This is a genomic window from Nocardia sp. NPDC006044 (assembly GCF_042871115.1).
In the GTDB taxonomy this organism is placed as follows: Bacteria; Actinomycetota; Actinomycetes; order Mycobacteriales; family Mycobacteriaceae; genus Nocardia.
Genome location: NZ_JBIAID010000002.1, coordinates 745,529 through 760,353, shown reverse-complemented (window position 1 = coordinate 760,353; position 14,825 = coordinate 745,529). Strand labels below are relative to the sequence as shown.

At 66.4% G+C, this 14,825-nt stretch carries 17 protein-coding genes; 11 read left to right on the top strand and 6 right to left on the bottom strand.

All coding sequences use genetic code 11. From position 1 onward, the window contains the following. Positions 1-29: 29 nt before the first annotated feature. The gene (locus ACFYO1_RS20970; RefSeq protein WP_378723273.1) at positions 30-272 is read left to right on the top strand and encodes a hypothetical protein; all 243 of its coding nucleotides are present in this window, start codon (positions 30-32) and stop codon (positions 270-272) included. Positions 273-279: 7 nt separating this feature from the next. On the opposite strand, the gene ACFYO1_RS20965 is transcribed toward ACFYO1_RS20970, so the two are convergent. Continuing rightward, the gene (locus ACFYO1_RS20965; RefSeq protein ID WP_387233332.1) at positions 280-663 is read right to left on the bottom strand and encodes a hypothetical protein; all 384 of its coding nucleotides are present in this window, start codon (positions 661-663) and stop codon (positions 280-282) included. Between the two features lie 164 nt (positions 664-827). Between ACFYO1_RS20965 and hemL the strand changes: the two genes are divergently transcribed. The 7 genes from hemL to ccsB all read left to right on the top strand — a co-directional run bounded on the left by hemL (position 828) and on the right by ccsB (position 7,417). After that, complete coding sequence (gene hemL, locus ACFYO1_RS20960; RefSeq protein ID WP_387233329.1) at positions 828-2,165, top strand: glutamate-1-semialdehyde 2,1-aminomutase; 1,338 nt, start codon at positions 828-830, stop codon at positions 2,163-2,165. Between the two features lie 152 nt (positions 2,166-2,317). Beyond that, entirely contained in the window at positions 2,318-2,989 is a 672-nt protein-coding gene (locus ACFYO1_RS20955) for a histidine phosphatase family protein (protein WP_387235267.1), read from the top strand. Then, positions 2,986-3,627, top strand: a complete 642-nt coding sequence (locus tag ACFYO1_RS20950; RefSeq protein ID WP_387233326.1) for a TlpA disulfide reductase family protein — start codon at positions 2,986-2,988, stop codon at positions 3,625-3,627. The genes ACFYO1_RS20955 and ACFYO1_RS20950 overlap by 4 nt, the downstream gene beginning before the upstream one ends. Then, positions 3,624-3,875: a hypothetical protein gene (locus ACFYO1_RS20945; RefSeq protein ID WP_387233323.1), complete on the top strand. Its 252-nt coding sequence runs from the start codon at positions 3,624-3,626 to the stop codon at positions 3,873-3,875. The genes ACFYO1_RS20950 and ACFYO1_RS20945 overlap by 4 nt, the downstream gene beginning before the upstream one ends. 28 nt (positions 3,876-3,903) lie before the next feature. Then, positions 3,904-4,746: a cytochrome c biogenesis CcdA family protein gene (locus ACFYO1_RS20940; RefSeq protein ID WP_387235264.1), complete on the top strand. Its 843-nt coding sequence runs from the start codon at positions 3,904-3,906 to the stop codon at positions 4,744-4,746. 62 nt (positions 4,747-4,808) lie between these two features. Beyond that, the gene (locus tag ACFYO1_RS20935; RefSeq protein ID WP_387235262.1) at positions 4,809-6,449 is read left to right on the top strand and encodes a cytochrome c biogenesis protein ResB; all 1,641 of its coding nucleotides are present in this window, start codon (positions 4,809-4,811) and stop codon (positions 6,447-6,449) included. A 2-nt stretch (positions 6,450-6,451) separates the two neighbouring features. Further along, on the top strand, positions 6,452-7,417 hold the full coding sequence (gene ccsB, locus ACFYO1_RS20930; protein ID WP_387233320.1) for a c-type cytochrome biogenesis protein CcsB: 966 nt from the start codon (positions 6,452-6,454) through the stop codon (positions 7,415-7,417). On the opposite strand, the gene ACFYO1_RS20925 is transcribed toward ccsB, so the two are convergent. Genes ACFYO1_RS20925 through ACFYO1_RS20915 form a run of 3 tightly spaced genes read right to left on the bottom strand, consistent with a single transcriptional unit; the run spans position 7,414 to position 10,510 of the window. Beyond that, a complete protein-coding gene (locus tag ACFYO1_RS20925) occupies positions 7,414-8,637 on the bottom strand; it encodes a tyrosine-type recombinase/integrase (RefSeq protein WP_387233317.1) in 1,224 nt (407 codons plus the stop codon). The genes ccsB and ACFYO1_RS20925 overlap by 4 nt on opposite strands. Continuing rightward, positions 8,634-8,840, bottom strand: a complete 207-nt coding sequence (locus ACFYO1_RS20920) for a helix-turn-helix transcriptional regulator (protein WP_387233314.1) — start codon at positions 8,838-8,840, stop codon at positions 8,634-8,636. The genes ACFYO1_RS20925 and ACFYO1_RS20920 overlap by 4 nt, the downstream gene beginning before the upstream one ends. A gap of 11 nt (positions 8,841-8,851) precedes the next feature. Further along, positions 8,852-10,510, bottom strand: a complete 1,659-nt coding sequence (locus ACFYO1_RS20915; protein ID WP_387233311.1) for a replication initiator — start codon at positions 10,508-10,510, stop codon at positions 8,852-8,854. A 621-nt stretch (positions 10,511-11,131) separates the two neighbouring features. Between ACFYO1_RS20915 and ACFYO1_RS20910 the strand changes: the two genes are divergently transcribed. Both ACFYO1_RS20910 and ACFYO1_RS20905 read left to right on the top strand, forming a co-directional pair. Then, positions 11,132-11,902, top strand: coding sequence for a GntR family transcriptional regulator (locus ACFYO1_RS20910; protein WP_387233309.1), 771 nt, complete (start codon positions 11,132-11,134; stop codon positions 11,900-11,902). Continuing rightward, complete coding sequence (locus ACFYO1_RS20905; protein ID WP_387233306.1) at positions 11,899-12,387, top strand: HIT family protein; 489 nt, start codon at positions 11,899-11,901, stop codon at positions 12,385-12,387. The genes ACFYO1_RS20910 and ACFYO1_RS20905 overlap by 4 nt, the downstream gene beginning before the upstream one ends. 1,158 nt (positions 12,388-13,545) lie before the next feature. Here ACFYO1_RS20905 and ACFYO1_RS20900 read toward each other — a convergent pair. Further along, the gene (locus ACFYO1_RS20900) at positions 13,546-13,722 is read right to left on the bottom strand and encodes a hypothetical protein (protein ID WP_387233303.1); all 177 of its coding nucleotides are present in this window, start codon (positions 13,720-13,722) and stop codon (positions 13,546-13,548) included. A gap of 162 nt (positions 13,723-13,884) precedes the next feature. Here ACFYO1_RS20900 and ACFYO1_RS20895 point away from each other — a divergent pair, with 162 nt between their 5' ends. Further along, on the top strand, positions 13,885-14,349 hold the full coding sequence (locus tag ACFYO1_RS20895; RefSeq protein WP_387233300.1) for a hypothetical protein: 465 nt from the start codon (positions 13,885-13,887) through the stop codon (positions 14,347-14,349). A gap of 96 nt (positions 14,350-14,445) precedes the next feature. Here the strand turns inward: ACFYO1_RS20895 and ACFYO1_RS20890 are convergent, their stop codons facing one another. Continuing rightward, positions 14,446-14,817 (bottom strand): hypothetical protein, encoded by a 372-nt coding sequence (locus ACFYO1_RS20890; RefSeq protein ID WP_387233297.1) that lies wholly within the window; start codon positions 14,815-14,817, stop codon positions 14,446-14,448. Positions 14,818-14,825: the final 8 nt, after the last annotated feature.

The window sequence follows — 14,825 nt, the reverse complement described above, 5'->3', positions numbered from 1 at the left end:
TTCGTGTGCCGACCAAGGAATAGGGATTGATGAACCGGCTTGCTGTGAAAGTCTGTGCCGCACTGGCGATATCCGCCGCGATCGGGATCGGCGCCGCGCCGGCGGGCGCGAACCCCGGACTTCCGCTCGAGCCCGCGGGCGCGGTCGACGTATCGACCGGCCAGGTCGACGCGCCGGTGCTGGTCCCCGACTCCGGTTCCGCGGGGCCGTACAACGCGTTCATGTGCTATCTGCACACCATTTCGGCCCAGGCGCCGTGCATGTACAGCTGAGCCCGGCTCAGCTCCAGTTCTGATACATGTCGAGCACGCGGCCGTTGCGGGTGCCAGGGGCATTGACGAAGAGGGTGATCGTTCCGTCGGAATGATTGGCCGCTTCCATGATCGCCTGCCGCAGCGACGCGTGCACGCCGCCGTTCTCGTCCTTGTAGATCCCGGTGTCCGCCTTCAGGCCGACGCCGATCCGGTTGAGCGGCACGAACATGGTGACAATGGCCGGGATCGGCCCGTCGGCGATCGTCTGGGTCTCCTCATGACTCAGTTGCAGGCCGATCCGGTCGGGCTGCGCGACCGGTTCCACCGCGGCGGCCGGGCCCGCGCCGAACGCGACGGCCGCACCGACGAGCGCGGTGGAAACAGCAGCACTGACCATGGCAAACCGCATAGAAATCCTCCGGGGCAGATGAATGGTGACGCCCGAGATTACGCATCGGCAATCTCGTGGCGATCAAATACGGCGTAAACAGCGTCCCGGCGTGTTGCGGTGTGGATCACCCCCACTACACCCTGTCGTCGAACCGTTTCAGCGGGGCTGAGACACTGGAGGTCGTGAGTTCTTCTCCGCGCGTGACCAGCGCATCGGTGCCGGTTTCCGCTCAGCTCTTCGACCGGGCTTGTTCGGCCATCCCCGGGGGTGTCAACTCCCCGGTGCGGGCCTTCAACTCCGTCGGCGGGACACCGCGATTCATCGCGTCCGCCCACGGCTACACCCTCGTCGACGCCGACGGCAATGAGTACGTCGACCTGGTCTGCTCCTGGGGACCGATGATTCTCGGCCACGCGCATCCCGCGGTGGTCGACGCGGTGCAGCGCGCCGCGGTCGGCGGCCTGTCCTTCGGCGCGCCCACCGAGGCGGAGATCGAACTGGCCGAGGCCATCATCGAACGCGTCGCTCCGGTCGAGCGGGTGCGCCTGGTGAACTCGGGCACCGAGGCCACCATGAGCGCGGTGCGGCTGGCCCGCGGCTACACCGGCCGGGCCAAGATCATCAAGTTTTCCGGCTGCTATCACGGCCACGTCGACGCGCTGCTGGCCGACGCGGGCTCCGGCGTGGCAACTCTCGGGCTGCCGACCTCGCCGGGCGTCACCGGCGCGCAGGCGGCCGACACGATCGTCCTGCCCTACAACGACCTCGAGGCCGTCGCCGCCGTGTTCGCCGCGCATCCGGACTCGATCGCCTGCGTGATCACCGAGGCCGCCGCGGGCAACATGGGCACGGTGGCGCCGCTGCCCGGGTTCAACGAGGGTCTGCGCGCGCTGACCGCAGACCACGGGGCGCTGCTCATCATGGACGAGGTGATGACCGGCTTCCGGGTGAGTCGCGCGGGCTGGTTCGGTCACGCGGGCGTCACCGCGGATCTGTACACGTTCGGCAAGGTGATGAGCGGCGGGCTGCCCGCCGCCGCGTTCGGCGGCCGCACCGAGATCATGAATCACCTGGCCCCGCTCGGCCCGGTCTACCAGGCCGGAACGCTCTCCGGTAACCCGGTGGCGGTCGCCGCGGGCCTGGCCACGCTGCGGGCGGCCGACGACGCGGTGTACGCCGCGCTGGACCGCAACGCGCAGCGTCTCGGCGCGCTGTTCGGCGAAACGCTCAGTGCCGCAGGCGTCGAGCACCAGGTTCAGTTCGCAGGCAATATGGTGAGCGTGTTCTTCGCCGAACGCCCGGTCACCGACTACGCCACCGCCAAGGCCAGCCAGACCTGGCGCTACCCCGCGTTCTTCCATGCCCTGCTCGACGGCGGCGTGTACGCGCCGCCGAGCGCGTTCGAGACCTGGTTCGTCTCCGCGGCACTCGACGAGGACGCGTTCGACCGCATCGCCGCCGCCTTGCCCGCCGCCGCACACGCGGCCGCGGCCGCCACTCCCGAAGGATCCCGCGCGTGAGCTCCGATCACGATCAGCCCGAGGCCGACCCGCGCGAGCTAGCGCAGCCCGCCACCGATTCCGCCGTCATCGACGCGGGCGCGCAGTTCGCCGCCGCCGCGTCGGGCCCGGCCGAGCAGATTCCCGCAGTCGATGAAAACGCCGGTGCGGCAATGGTGTCGGAGTCGAAGCCGAAGCCGGCGCAGGACGGTGACCCGGTGGAGACGATCGTGCACGTGCTGCGCCACGGCGAGGTGCACAACCCGAACGGGATCCTCTACGGCAGGCTCCCCGGCTTCAGCCTATCGGTGACCGGCCGCTCGCAGGCCGGCGCGGTCGCGCGATCGCTGGCCGATCACGACATCGCCGTGGTCATCGCCTCGCCCCTGCAGCGGGCTCAGGAAACCGCGGAACCGATTGCGGCCCAGCATCAGCTGATCGTGCGCACGGACGAGAACCTGATCGAGGCCGGTAACACCTTCGAGGGCCTGCGGGTTTCCGTCGGCGACGGCGCGCTGCGCAAGCCGCGGCACTGGTGGAAGCTGCGCGACCCGTTCACTCCGTCCTGGGGCGAGCCGTACCTGCAGATCGCGCACCGGATGCTGGCCGCGGTGAACAAGGCACGGGTCGAGGCGGCCGGGCGCGAGGCCGTGCTGGTGTCGCATCAGCTGCCGGTCTGGACCCTGCGCCGGTTCCTGCAGGGCCAGCGGCTCTGGCACGACCCGCGCCAGCGGCAGTGCTCGCTCGCGTCGCTGACCTCGCTGGTCTACCACGGCGACACGCTCGTGGACATCGTGTACTCCGAGCCCGCCGGCGGTTCGGACCCCTCGGTACACGGCGCATGATCCACCGCACCGCGTCCGTTGCCCCGCCTGCCTTTTCGGCCAGGCGGGCCGCCGCCGTTCTGCTCGCCTGTGCCGGCCTGGTCGCCGCGCTGGCCGGCTGTTCGGGCGGTAGCGACGCGGTGGCCTCCGGCGGCACCTTCGAATTCGTCTCGCCCGGCGGCAAAACCGAGATCTTCTACGATCCGCCGAGCGCGCGCGGCACCATCGGCAAGCTGTCCGGACCGGATCTGATGACCAAGGGGAAAACCACCTCGGTGGAGGATTACCCGGGCAAAGTCGTGGTAATCAACCTGTGGGGGCAGTGGTGCGGACCTTGCCGCGCGGAGTCGCCCGCGCTCGAAAAGGTTTATGCGGCAACGAAAGACAACGGCGTCGCCTTTCTCGGCATCAACGTCCGTGACCCGCAGCAGGACAAGGCGCAGGACTTCGTCGTAGACAACAAGGTCGAATATCCGTCCATCTACGACCCGTCCATGCGCACCCTGCTCGCCCTCGGTGGGAATTTCCCGACCAGTGTCATTCCCACCACCCTGATCCTGGATCGTCAGCACCGCGTCGCCGCGGTGTACCTGCGCCCCCTGCTGGCCGACGATCTGCAACCGATTGTTCAAAAAATCGCCTCGGAGGAAGCACAGTGAATCGCGATCGTCGTACCCGTAGCCTGCGTGCCTGTCGCCCCCGGCAGGGCGCCCGCCGAATCGGCGGCGCCTGGGCCGTGGACGACCGATGGAAGGGCATAGCCACCGTGCCACGCAGCGTCGCGGCGGACTCGCTGCTCGACTTCGGCGTGCTGTTCGACCCGGCGGGCGAGACCACGGAACAGCGCGTCGTGCTGCGCGGCGACACCGACCCGGCCGCGGAGACGCCGGAGGGGGAGGGCGTGTGAATCCCCGCGTGATCGCGGTGGCCGCGTGATGGTGCTGGCCGCCGTAGGGGATTCGTTCCAGCAGACCGCCGCCACCGGACCGTTGCTGCTCGCGCTGGGCGCCTGCCTGCTCGCCGGGCTGGTGTCCTTCGCCTCGCCGTGCGTGGTGCCGTTGGTGCCGGGTTATCTGTCCTACCTCGCCGGGCTGGTCGGCGCGGAGGCGCCGCCCGCCACTGTCGCGCAAGCCCAAGGGGCGCAACCGAATTCGGTTGCCGTCGCGTCGGCGAAGCAGGCCGCGCGAGCCGGGCGGATGCGGGTGGCCGGCGCGGCGGGATTGTTCGTCGCCGGGTTCACCGTCGTGTTCGTGCTCGCCACCGCAACGGTTTTCGGCGTCATCCAGACCCTGAACGTGAATCGTGAACTGCTGCAACGCATCGGCGGCGTGGTCACCATCCTGATGGGCCTGGTCTTCATCGGCCTGATCCCGGCGCTGCAGCGCGACACCAGGATGGAACCGCGCAGGCTGACCAGCATCGCGGGCGCGCCGCTGCTCGGCGGGGTGTTCGCGCTCGGCTGGACGCCCTGCCTCGGGCCAACGCTGTCCGGCGTGATGGCGGTCGCCGCGGGCACCGACGGCACCACCGCGGCGCGCGGGGTCGCGCTCATCGTCGCCTACTGCCTGGGACTCGGCCTGCCGTTCGTCATCCTGGCGTTCGGGTCGGCCGGCGCGCTGCGCGGCGTCGGCTGGCTGCGCCGCAACTCGCGCACCATTCAGATCATCGGCGGCCTGCTGCTCGTCGCGGTCGGCATCGCGCTGGTCACGGGGGTGTGGGACCAGTTCGTCGGCTGGGTGCGTGACGGGTTCGTGTCCGAGGTGACGCTGCCGATATGAGTATCAACAGCATTGATTCGATGCGGGGTGGCGGTCGGGCGACGGGTGGGCCCGAAAAGCCGATGACCGCACCGGCGCGGCCACCGCGGCAATCGCCGTTCGGCAAAGCCTGGGCCTTCGTCCGCAACACCTGGCGCGGCCTCACCAGCATGCGCACCGCGCTGGTGCTGCTGTTCCTGCTCGCGCTGGGCGCGATCCCCGGCGCCCTGCTGCCGCAGCGCAGCCTGAACGCGCAGAAGGTCGACCAGTACATCCAGAACCGGCCCACGCTCGGCCCGTGGATGGACCGGTTCGAGCTGTTCGACGTGTTCGGCAGCTTCTGGTTCACCGCCATCTATGTGCTGCTGTTCATTTCGTTGGTCGGCTGCATCCTGCCGCGCTGCCTCGATCACTACCGCGCCCTGCGCACCCCGCCCGTGCGGGCGCCGCGCAATCTCACCCGGCTGCCGCACCACTACACCGGCAGCGCCGAGCAGACGCCCGGCGAGGTGATCGCGGGCGTGCGGAAAGAGCTGCGCGGCTGGCGAACCGAGGTCCGGCCGGGCGACCGCGACGGCGAGATCACCCTCGCCGCGGAGAAGGGCTACACCCGCGAGCTCGGCAACCTCGTCTTCCACCTCGCCCTGGTCTGTCTGCTGGTCGCCATCGCGGTCGGCAAGCTGTTCGGCTACGAGGGCAACGTCATCGTCATCGCGAACGACGGCCCCGGCTTCTGCACCACCTCGCCCGCGGTCTTCGACTCGTTCAAGGCGGGCAACGTCAACGACGGCACCGGTATGGCGCCGATCTGCGTGCGGGTCAAGGACTTCAAGGGCGATTACCTGGAGAACGGTCAGGCCGAGATGTTCACCTCGAACATCGAATATCAGTCCGGCGCCGATCTGCAGAGCAACACCTGGCGCTCGACCCGGATCCAGGTGAACCATCCGCTGCGCGTGGCCGGCGACCGGATCTATCTGCAGGGCCACGGCTACGCCCCGACCTTCACCGTCACCTTCCCGAACGGGCAGACCCGCACCGAGACATTGCAGTGGCGGCCCGAGGACGCGCGGACCTTCCTGTCCAGCGGCGTGTTGCGCATCGACCCGCCCGGCGGCATGTACGCCACCGACGAGGAGCGCCGGAAGAACCAGATCGCCATCGAGGGGCTGTTCGCGCCGACCGCGCTGTTCCACGGCAGCCTGCTGACCTCGTCGTTCCCCACGATGAAGGATCCGGCCGTCGCCGTCGACATCTATCGCGGCGACACCGGCCTCGACACCGGCAAGCCGCAGTCGCTGTTCGCGCTGGACCCCGAGCAGGTCAAGCAGGGGCGACTGAGCAAGGAGGCCAGGGTGAACCTGCGCCCCGGCGAGTCGACCAGCCTGCCCAACGGCACCAAGGTGACCTTCGACGGCGCACAAGAATTCGCCAACCTGCAGGTCTCGCACGATCCGGCCCAGCAGTGGGTGCTGGTGAGCGCGGTGACCATGATGCTCGGCCTGCTGGTGTCGCTGCTGATCAAGCGGCGCCGGATCTGGGTCCGGGTCTACCCCGCCGAGAACGCAGCCGGTACCGTTGACCAACGACGCACCGTAGTAGAAATGGGCGGGCTGGCTCGGACCGATCAGGCGGGCTGGGGCACCGAGTTCGACCGGCTACGCGCGCGCCTGCTCGACGTGCGGCCCGGCTCGGCGGCCGACACGAAGACCACGGGAGAGTAGAGATGCCGATCAACGAGACCATCGCGCGCTACAGCGATTTCTCGTTCAAGACCGCGATCGTGGTCTACGCGCTGGTGCTCGTGCTGCTGATCTGGCAGTACGCCACCGCGCGCAGCCGTCAGGTCGCGGAGCGCGAACTCGTCTCGGTCGGTGGTCCCAGCGATCCCGCGCTGCCCGGCCGGGTGGTAGGGCCGCCGGCGAAGTCGCTGTCCGAGCGGCTCGGCAACATGGCGTTCTCGGTCCTGGTCGTGGCGATCGTGCTGCACATCGGCTCGATCGTGCTGCGCGGCTTCGCCACCCACCGCTTCCCGCTCGGCAACATGTACGAGTTCGTCACCATGGCCACCGCCGCCGCGGTGCTGATGGGCGCGCTGTTCCTGCGCGAGCAGAAGTACCGCGCCATGTGGGTCTTCCTGCTCGTGCCGGTGCTCATCCTGCTGTTCCTCGCGGGCACCATCCTCTACGCCGATGCCGCCCCCGTGGTGCCCGCGCTGAAGTCGTTCTGGCTGCCCATCCACGTCACCATCGTCAGCATCGGCAGCGGCGTCTTCCTCTTCGCCGGCGTCTCCAGCCTGCTGTTCCTCTACCGCCTGCGTCAGCCCGAAGGCGCGGAGTCGGGCACCATCCTCGGCCTGATCGCGCGCCGCCTGCCCGACGCCCGCACCCTCGACCGCCTCGCCTACAAGGCCACCATCATCGGCTTCCCCCTCTTCGGCGCCGGCGTCATCCTCGGCGCCATCTGGGCCGAGGCCGCTTGGGGCCGCTTCTGGGGCTGGGACCCCAAGGAAACCTGCTCCTTCATCGCCTGGGTCCTCTACGCCGCCTACCTGCACGCCCGCGCCACCTCCGGCTGGCGCGACACCAAGGCCGCCTGGATCAACGTAGCCGGTTTCATAGCAATGCTCTTCAACCTCTTCATCATCAACATGGTGATCAGCGGCCTGCACTCCTACGCCGGACTCAACTAAACACCTTCTACCTGCGCGTTCGGTTCGCCTTCGTCGTCTTGTGTCGCCGACTCGTCTGCCTCGGTACGCAGTGAGTACGCAGTGGAACCAGGCCACTCACGGATAGCGGCACCGACCGCGAGGCGTGTTGTCTCGTCCGCGTCCGGCCACAAGTGTGCGTAGTAGCGCAGAGTAGTGATCGCGCTTCCGTGCCGGAGACGGGCTTGCACCGCCTTGATGTCAGCACCACGACGGATCAGCAGAGAGGCATAGAAGTGGCGGAAGTCCTGAAAGCTGAACTCCTCAGGCAGGCCGGGAACCTTCGCTTTCGCCGCCCGTAAGTTCCACGCGATGACCCACGGCGAGACCGGCTTGCCGAACACATCGCACACCAAGTTCTTGCCGGGAAATGCCTTTGCCGACTCTTCAAGCATCGCAACGAGTTCCGGAGGCACCGGCACCGACTTGGTACTCGATTCGGTCTTGAGGTCCCGCGCAGGCCACTGGACGCGAGGATGCACGATGCAGTTGCCGAAGTCGACATCGTCGGTCCGAAGGCCGGCCGCCTCCGAGATGCGCAGGCCCACGAACGAGCCGAGCAGCACCGCAACTCGAAGGTGCGCAGGCATCGCGTCATGCAACGCCCAGACCTGTTCCGGCGTCGCCACATAGACCTTCTGCTGTCCGGTGTTCGGTGAGGTCCTGCGCGAACATGGGTTGCGTGCCAGCAGCCCATCGTGCATCGCGTCACCGAGAATCTGCGCCAGCCGCGAATGCAGGCTATAGACGTAGCTGTCCGCCAAACCTTCAGCCTTGAGGGCCACCATCCACTTCTTCACCGTGGAGGGCCGAACCGCCGCCAGCTGCATCGACCCGAGCCCCGCGTTGATCTTCTTGACGTGCCAGGACGCCAACTCGACAGTGGTTTCACGATGGTTCGCGTAGCCCTTCAGCCATTCGGTCGCCCACTGCTCAACAGTCTGCTGTGAGTCACGCGGCGCAACGTGAGTGCCTTGTACCAGCGTCGCGACCTGCGCATCGAGCCACGTTTTCGCATCCGCTTTCCGGACGAATCGCATGCTGTGCTCGATGCCACTGTCATCGACATACCTTGCGCGCCAACGCTTTCCCTTGCCATCGAGCTTGGACGGTACCCGCAGCACCGTGCCGTCCGGCTGCCGTTCGTCCTTGGTCCACAGATCTTCAACGCTCGCACGACGATTCCGGCGAGCCCCGGTCATGCGGCATCACCGAGGGCTGCGCTCGCTTCCTGCTCCGCGATCCACGCCAACACGACCGACTTCCGCCAGACACGGCGGCGCGCACCCAGTTTGAAGCTGGCGGGCCCGCGCCCGACATGAGCCCACCAGCGCCACGTGGCTTCCGGAATCCCGGTCAGCGCTTCGCAGTCCTTCGCCCGAAGGAACGTCTCATCTTCACTCATTGCCGTTACTCCTACGCTACGTCCTGAATTGCTGAATCATGTTGCGGCTCAACGATTTCGCGTGGAACCGGATCTTCCGCCGCTGCGAGTTGCGCCATGGTGTACTCGGCGCGCTGGGTGATCTTCTGCGACACCAACGCCATGATCAGGTGCTCAACCGGCGGGCAGTTCGGGTCACCCGGTTCGACCTTGGTCACCGTCGCGCCCTGCGCTTCGGCACGCACGATGCCGACCCCTTCCAGCATTTGCCGAACGAACTCGGTGCGGTCGGCCCGATGGTCGGCGAGGTCCTTACCGGTCCACTTGCGCGACACCAGCACCCGGCGACCACGCAGGCCCAGGGTCGAACGGCGGTGCGCCTTGCCCTTGCACACACCCGGAATGGTCTTGGCCTTCGCGCCCTTGGGGACGATGCCGTAGCGGAACCAGATCCCGCAGGTGGGCGAGCACGGAGTGAGCGCCAGCTCGGCATGCAACCGGTCGTAGTGATCAGCCGCCGCTTGGGAGGTCGGTTCGATCACGTCACCGATGGACTTGGTCAGGTACTTGGTCAGGTAGCCGATATGGCGGGAGGCTTCCTCGGTGCCGCCCAGGATGCCCTTGGCGTCGATCTGGACACCGAAGCGGATCACGTGCGCAGGTTCCAGGTCATCGACCGCGTCCATGGCGTCCAGGGCCTCAGCCCATGTCGGCACCGGCACCCGCTCACCGGAATCCGGGTCAATGGCGTCCGGGTCCACGAATCGGCCGGCCGCGTAGTCCCAGAACGGCATCCGGTCCATGGAGTAGACCTCCTGGTCGAAGTGCGGCCACCACACCTGGTGATAGGTCGCGGCAGCGATCTGCCGAATGAGTGCTTTCGGGTCGGTGCCACGCACACCCATGTGCACATGCGGAGCACCCCGCCGTTGCGGTTCGACCGTGGCGAAGTACTGGATATCGCGCCCGGAGGCACGACGGTAGTTCTGCACGAACCGGTCATAGAGCGCCGCGAAGTGGATGATGTCGCGCGCGGCCTGCCGGTAGTCGTAGGTGGCCGGGTCGACCGGGGCACCATCGGAGCCCACACGGCCGTAGGAGGGCAGGGTGAGGGTCAGGAACATCGAGGGCCGGTACTTGCCCGCATACACCCGCCCCACCGTGGTCTTCTCAACCTTCTTGCGTGGCAGGTCCGGTTGCTCCTGGCGACGACGCGTCGAACGCTTCCGAGCAAGCCGCGGCTTGGCCTCCAACGGCGGGAACTTGCCCCGGATACCGGACCCGCGCAGCTCCTCGTCCAGGCCGTCAACGACCTCGGCTATCGCGTCCATGGCCTCGTCGTCCTCGGCGTCACGGGCCTTGGCGTACTCCTCGGCCAACACCGCCCGCGAGGCCAGCAGATCGGCCTGATGCTCGGTCGGTTCGTTCTTCTCGATCACGGGTTCCTCCTCGATGTGCCAGCCCTCATGGGCCTGCTGTTGCCGCAGCCGCAGAGCACGTGTGGCACACCCCGGGCACACGCACTCCAACGTCGACTTACACGGCGCACCAACGTATTTCGCCTCGCCCTCATCGGTGACGGCCAGCATCGGAATCGGACGACGACACACCCCATGCTTCTCGGCCAACGACCCCGCGAGTTCCACGAAGTTCAACCGAGCCCGCCGATCCGCCGCTGTCTCCCGCGTCATCGGGTGAGCGCTCTCGCTCACGGCCTGCGCAGCGCTCACCCGATCACCCCGTGCGTCCGCAGACCGGCCAGCCGAGCAGCCGAATTCGCCTCGCTCCAGCGCACCGGCGAACCACCATCGGACGGCCAAGTCTCGTAAACCACCGGGGCCGGAGCCGTGACGGACTCGGGCCGAAGCTCAATCACCTCTGCCACCCACTGAGCCGTCGCAACCTCGCTGACACCGCCCTGGCAGTTGCACCGCTGCGATGCCGTCTCGGGATCGACATGGCCGTTCACATACTCACTGCCACCGCACCGACCGCACACCTCCCACTCCGAACGGGCATGCTGCTCAATGCACCGAGCCGAACGGCATTCCCGCCCAAGGCAATACATGCACCAACCCGCGAAATTCAGTCGCGGCGGGCGAAGCGCGTTGGCCGACTCGGAACCGGGGGAAGCGAGTTGCATTGCCATGACTTTGACCTCCAGGTCTTCGGATCATCCTCCCTGGGGTGACCTCCCTAGGGTATGCATTAGAATGAACCTCCCTGGGGAGGTATGTCAAGAAGTTCGGCAAAATCACCCTGAGGAGATCTCTCTAGGGTGGTTGCTACGCTGAGACCAGGAGGTGCATCCGGTGACCGATGAACGCCAACCGCTCAGCAAGAAAATCGCCGCCGACCTGCGGGAGTCGATCCTGTCCGGCGAACGAGCGCCGGGGACGCTCCTGCCCTCTGAGCGGGAACTGATCGAGCAGTACAAGACCTCCAAGAGCACCGCCAACAAGGCGATCGCTTTTCTACGATCCGAAGGCTTGCTCGACTCGCAATTCGGGAGAGGCACATTCGTTCGCAAGCGCCCTCCCGTTCGCCGGGTATCAGCTGCACGACGACATGCCGAGCATCGCTCATCGGGCAAGCCGATTTTCGATACGATGGCGATCGACCAAGGTCAGGTACCCTCACGGCAAATGCTCCGCATCGGTCGTATCGCAACACCACCTGACGCGGCAATCTGGCTGCAAGTCCCACCTGGCGAGGACGTTGTTATTCGACAGCGCCTTCAGCTCCTCGATGGAGAACCCGCAGTAATTTCCACCAGCTACTACCCCTTGTGGATTGCTGCTGGCACGCGCCTCGAATCGCCGGAGGCTCTTCCGGAGGGCCCCGATGAACTCATCGAGTCGCTCGGCCATGCCTTCGTACGTGGCATCGAGATGTTCCAAGCACGGATGCCGACACCGGAAGAGGTTGAGCTACTTCAACTTTCGCCGGGTGTGCCGATCGTTCGCATGTGGGATGTCGACTACGACTCCGAAGGTCGGACGTTGCAAGTCGCACATGACATCTACGCCGCCGACCGGCATGAATTTACCTACGAATGGTCGGAGAAGGACATCACCCGATGACTAAGAATTGGCCTGCCGACTGGAATGATCTCATTCAAGGAATCGGCTGCGAAATGTGTGATTCAGCCCGTCCTGAATCGGATGCTTACGGTGTGCGCATTTTTCGATCGCCAAACGTCGACGCCGTTCTCCAGCGCGCGAATATCCAACGTGGTTACACGCTTGTCATTTGGCGAGGTCGGCACATCACGGAACCTTACGAGTTATCCGGGGAAGAATCGTCAGAGTACTGGCGCTCAGTCATGCAGGTCGCGAAGGCCCTCACGCGCTATTACCAGCCACTCAAGATGAACTATGAGACGCTCGGGAACACGGTCCCGCACCTCCATACTCACCTGGTGCCGAGGTACGTCGTAGACCCTGCGCCAGGGCGTCCGTTTCCCCTGCTGCCCCAGGACGGCTCGGAACCGCAGATACCCGACGACGAACTGTTGACGCAGGCCCGCGCGCTGCGAACCGAGTTGCTGCCGAATTTGGCTATATAGGATCAAGAGCGGCAGCGGCCCTGCGGGCCGCCGCCGCCGCGCGCACGACGCGCAACGGGCACCCCTGGCTGCGCTGGCGGGGCACCCGGCACGGCGGCGCGTCGGCGGCGACCCGCAGGACCGAAATCCACTGATCCTGATCAGCCTCAATCGGCCGGCACTGCCTGCACCATCAGGCCAGCTCAGGCAGATACGTCTCGTCTACAGATCGACGTGGTCCAGCTGGGTGCCCGCCTCCTCATGGCCCCATGATCTGACTTCGCACCGGGAGAGTAAAGGGCGCTTCGCGTCGCTACGCGATGCCTACGGCACCCTTGACTATCCCTCCCTCAGCACAGGACGGCCAGTATGAGGAAGCGGGGTTTCTAGGTGCCGGATAGACAACCTATCCGTGAAGGGCGTGCAAACCTACGTGCAACAAGCACCGGACAACAGCGGTCAAAATGGGGTGCTGTCGGGTAATCGGCCCGAACGGCCGCAAGCCGAGCACTGCCTCTGACCTGCGCCGTTCGGCTCGAATCGTTGTCGGGGTGACAGGATTTGAAGCTGCGACCCTCCGGTCCCAAAGAGCAGGGGCCTCCTCCCGGAGGAAGAGGCCCCACAGTCATTACCCGTCAGCGCCTTCGACGGCCGCCACCTCGTTCCCGAAGCAACTCAGCCGCGGCTGTAAGCACCTTTACCCTGTCCGCGGGCGTTGCCTTTCGCATCGCGCACAGACCCAGCACCAGCACCGTTCCCCAGCGCCAACTTGACCGGATCGCCAGGCTGATAGCAGCGAGGAATCCTGCGTCCATCAGGTATTGCATGACTGCCCTCTCAGTGAAAGGACCAGCCACGCGAGAAATTTATTGGCCTAGGTTTGGCCAGCGCACCGCGTAACTGTGAAATCGCCCTGAGTCGGCTGCCGATTGGTTAACAAGGCAGCGTGTTCACATCGAAGTAGCCCGCAAGAAGGATACGCAGTGAGTACGCAGTGCTGCCCAGCGGTGCCCTATCCCCCCCAACGCTGCCACCACGAATGGCCAGTTCAGGCCCACTGGGCCAAGGGCGGCCCATCAGCACAAACGCCGAGACCGATGTTCATCATCAACATGGTGATCAGCGGCCTGCACTCCTACGCCGGACTCAACTGAGCCGGTCGGCCGATCGCGCGGGCGGTCAGGAGTAGTCGCGGAAGGTCATGACGAATCCGGTCAGGGCCATCGCGAGGAGTGCGAGGTAGGCGGCTATGCGGAGGGCGAGCCACGGTAGGTCGCTCACCCACAGGCCGGTGATCATGGCGGTGAGCATCATCAGCATGCCGTAGAACGGTGTCCGCTGTGGATGGTTGCCCATACCCCGGCGGATACCCCGTGGCGCAGGGGGCACTCCGGCCGCGAGATCGTTCGGTGCGGGGTGCTCGCGGCGTAGACCCGGCCTATTCTGGAATTGATGGGTTGGGGATCGTCGGAGAGAAGTGGCGTATCGCCGCCGGGTCGGGCGGGCCGGTGGTTGGTGGTGGCCGCTGCCGTCTCTGCGGTGGTGATCGTCGTGGTGGCGATTGTGGTTGTTGCGCAATCGAATCGGGGGGCGGGTGGCGGCGCGGAGACCTCCACGGTGGATCGGCCGGTGGATACGACGCCGGTCTCGGCGGTCTGGAGCATTCCGAAAGCTTTTCTGGGGCAATGGAAAGGCGTGGCCGAAGATGGGGCGCGGGTGTTCGATGTCGAGTTGACGGTCAAGCCGGGCAAGAACTCCGAAGAACTTGTCATGTGGGCGCAGACGGATAAGACATCGGGGAGCAGGTGCACCAGGGTCGGGCGGGTGGTCACCGTCGATGAGACCGAGCTGACGCTGGCCGTGCGGCCGGTCGGCGGCGCGGAGTGCGCCGATGCCGCCGCGAACTCGGTGATCCGGCTCCAGCCGGACGATTCGATGCGGTACCGCGCAGGTGGCGCCACCGGCACTCTCCATCGGGGCTAGCCGACGACGGCAGCCCCGCCCCGCGATCGAGACCGGCTGCGGGACTGCCGAATTCGGGCCGGTGCCACCCAGGCGATGGCACGCGGCGCGGGCAAACTACACCTCGAGGTCCTCCTCGATGCCCTTGAGGCGGTGCCGGGCGAGGGCGAGGTTCGCGCGGTTGCGATCGAGAGCGAGGTAGAGGAACAGGCCCTTGGATTTGCGGCCGGTCATCGGACGGATGATGTGGTACTGGCCGGACAGGGTGATAAGGATGTCTTCGATGGTGTCGGTGAGCCCGAGCTGTTCGATGGTGCGCATTTTGGCGCGCACCACCTCGGTGTTGCCCGCGCCGGCGACCTGCAGGTCCAGCGCCTTGGAACTGCCGAGGGTGCCTAGCGCCATACCGCTGTTGTAGTCGACGACGGCGGCGCCGAGCGCGCCGTCGATCACCATCATGTCCTTCAGTGACAGATCCAGGTTGGACATGTCTGTTC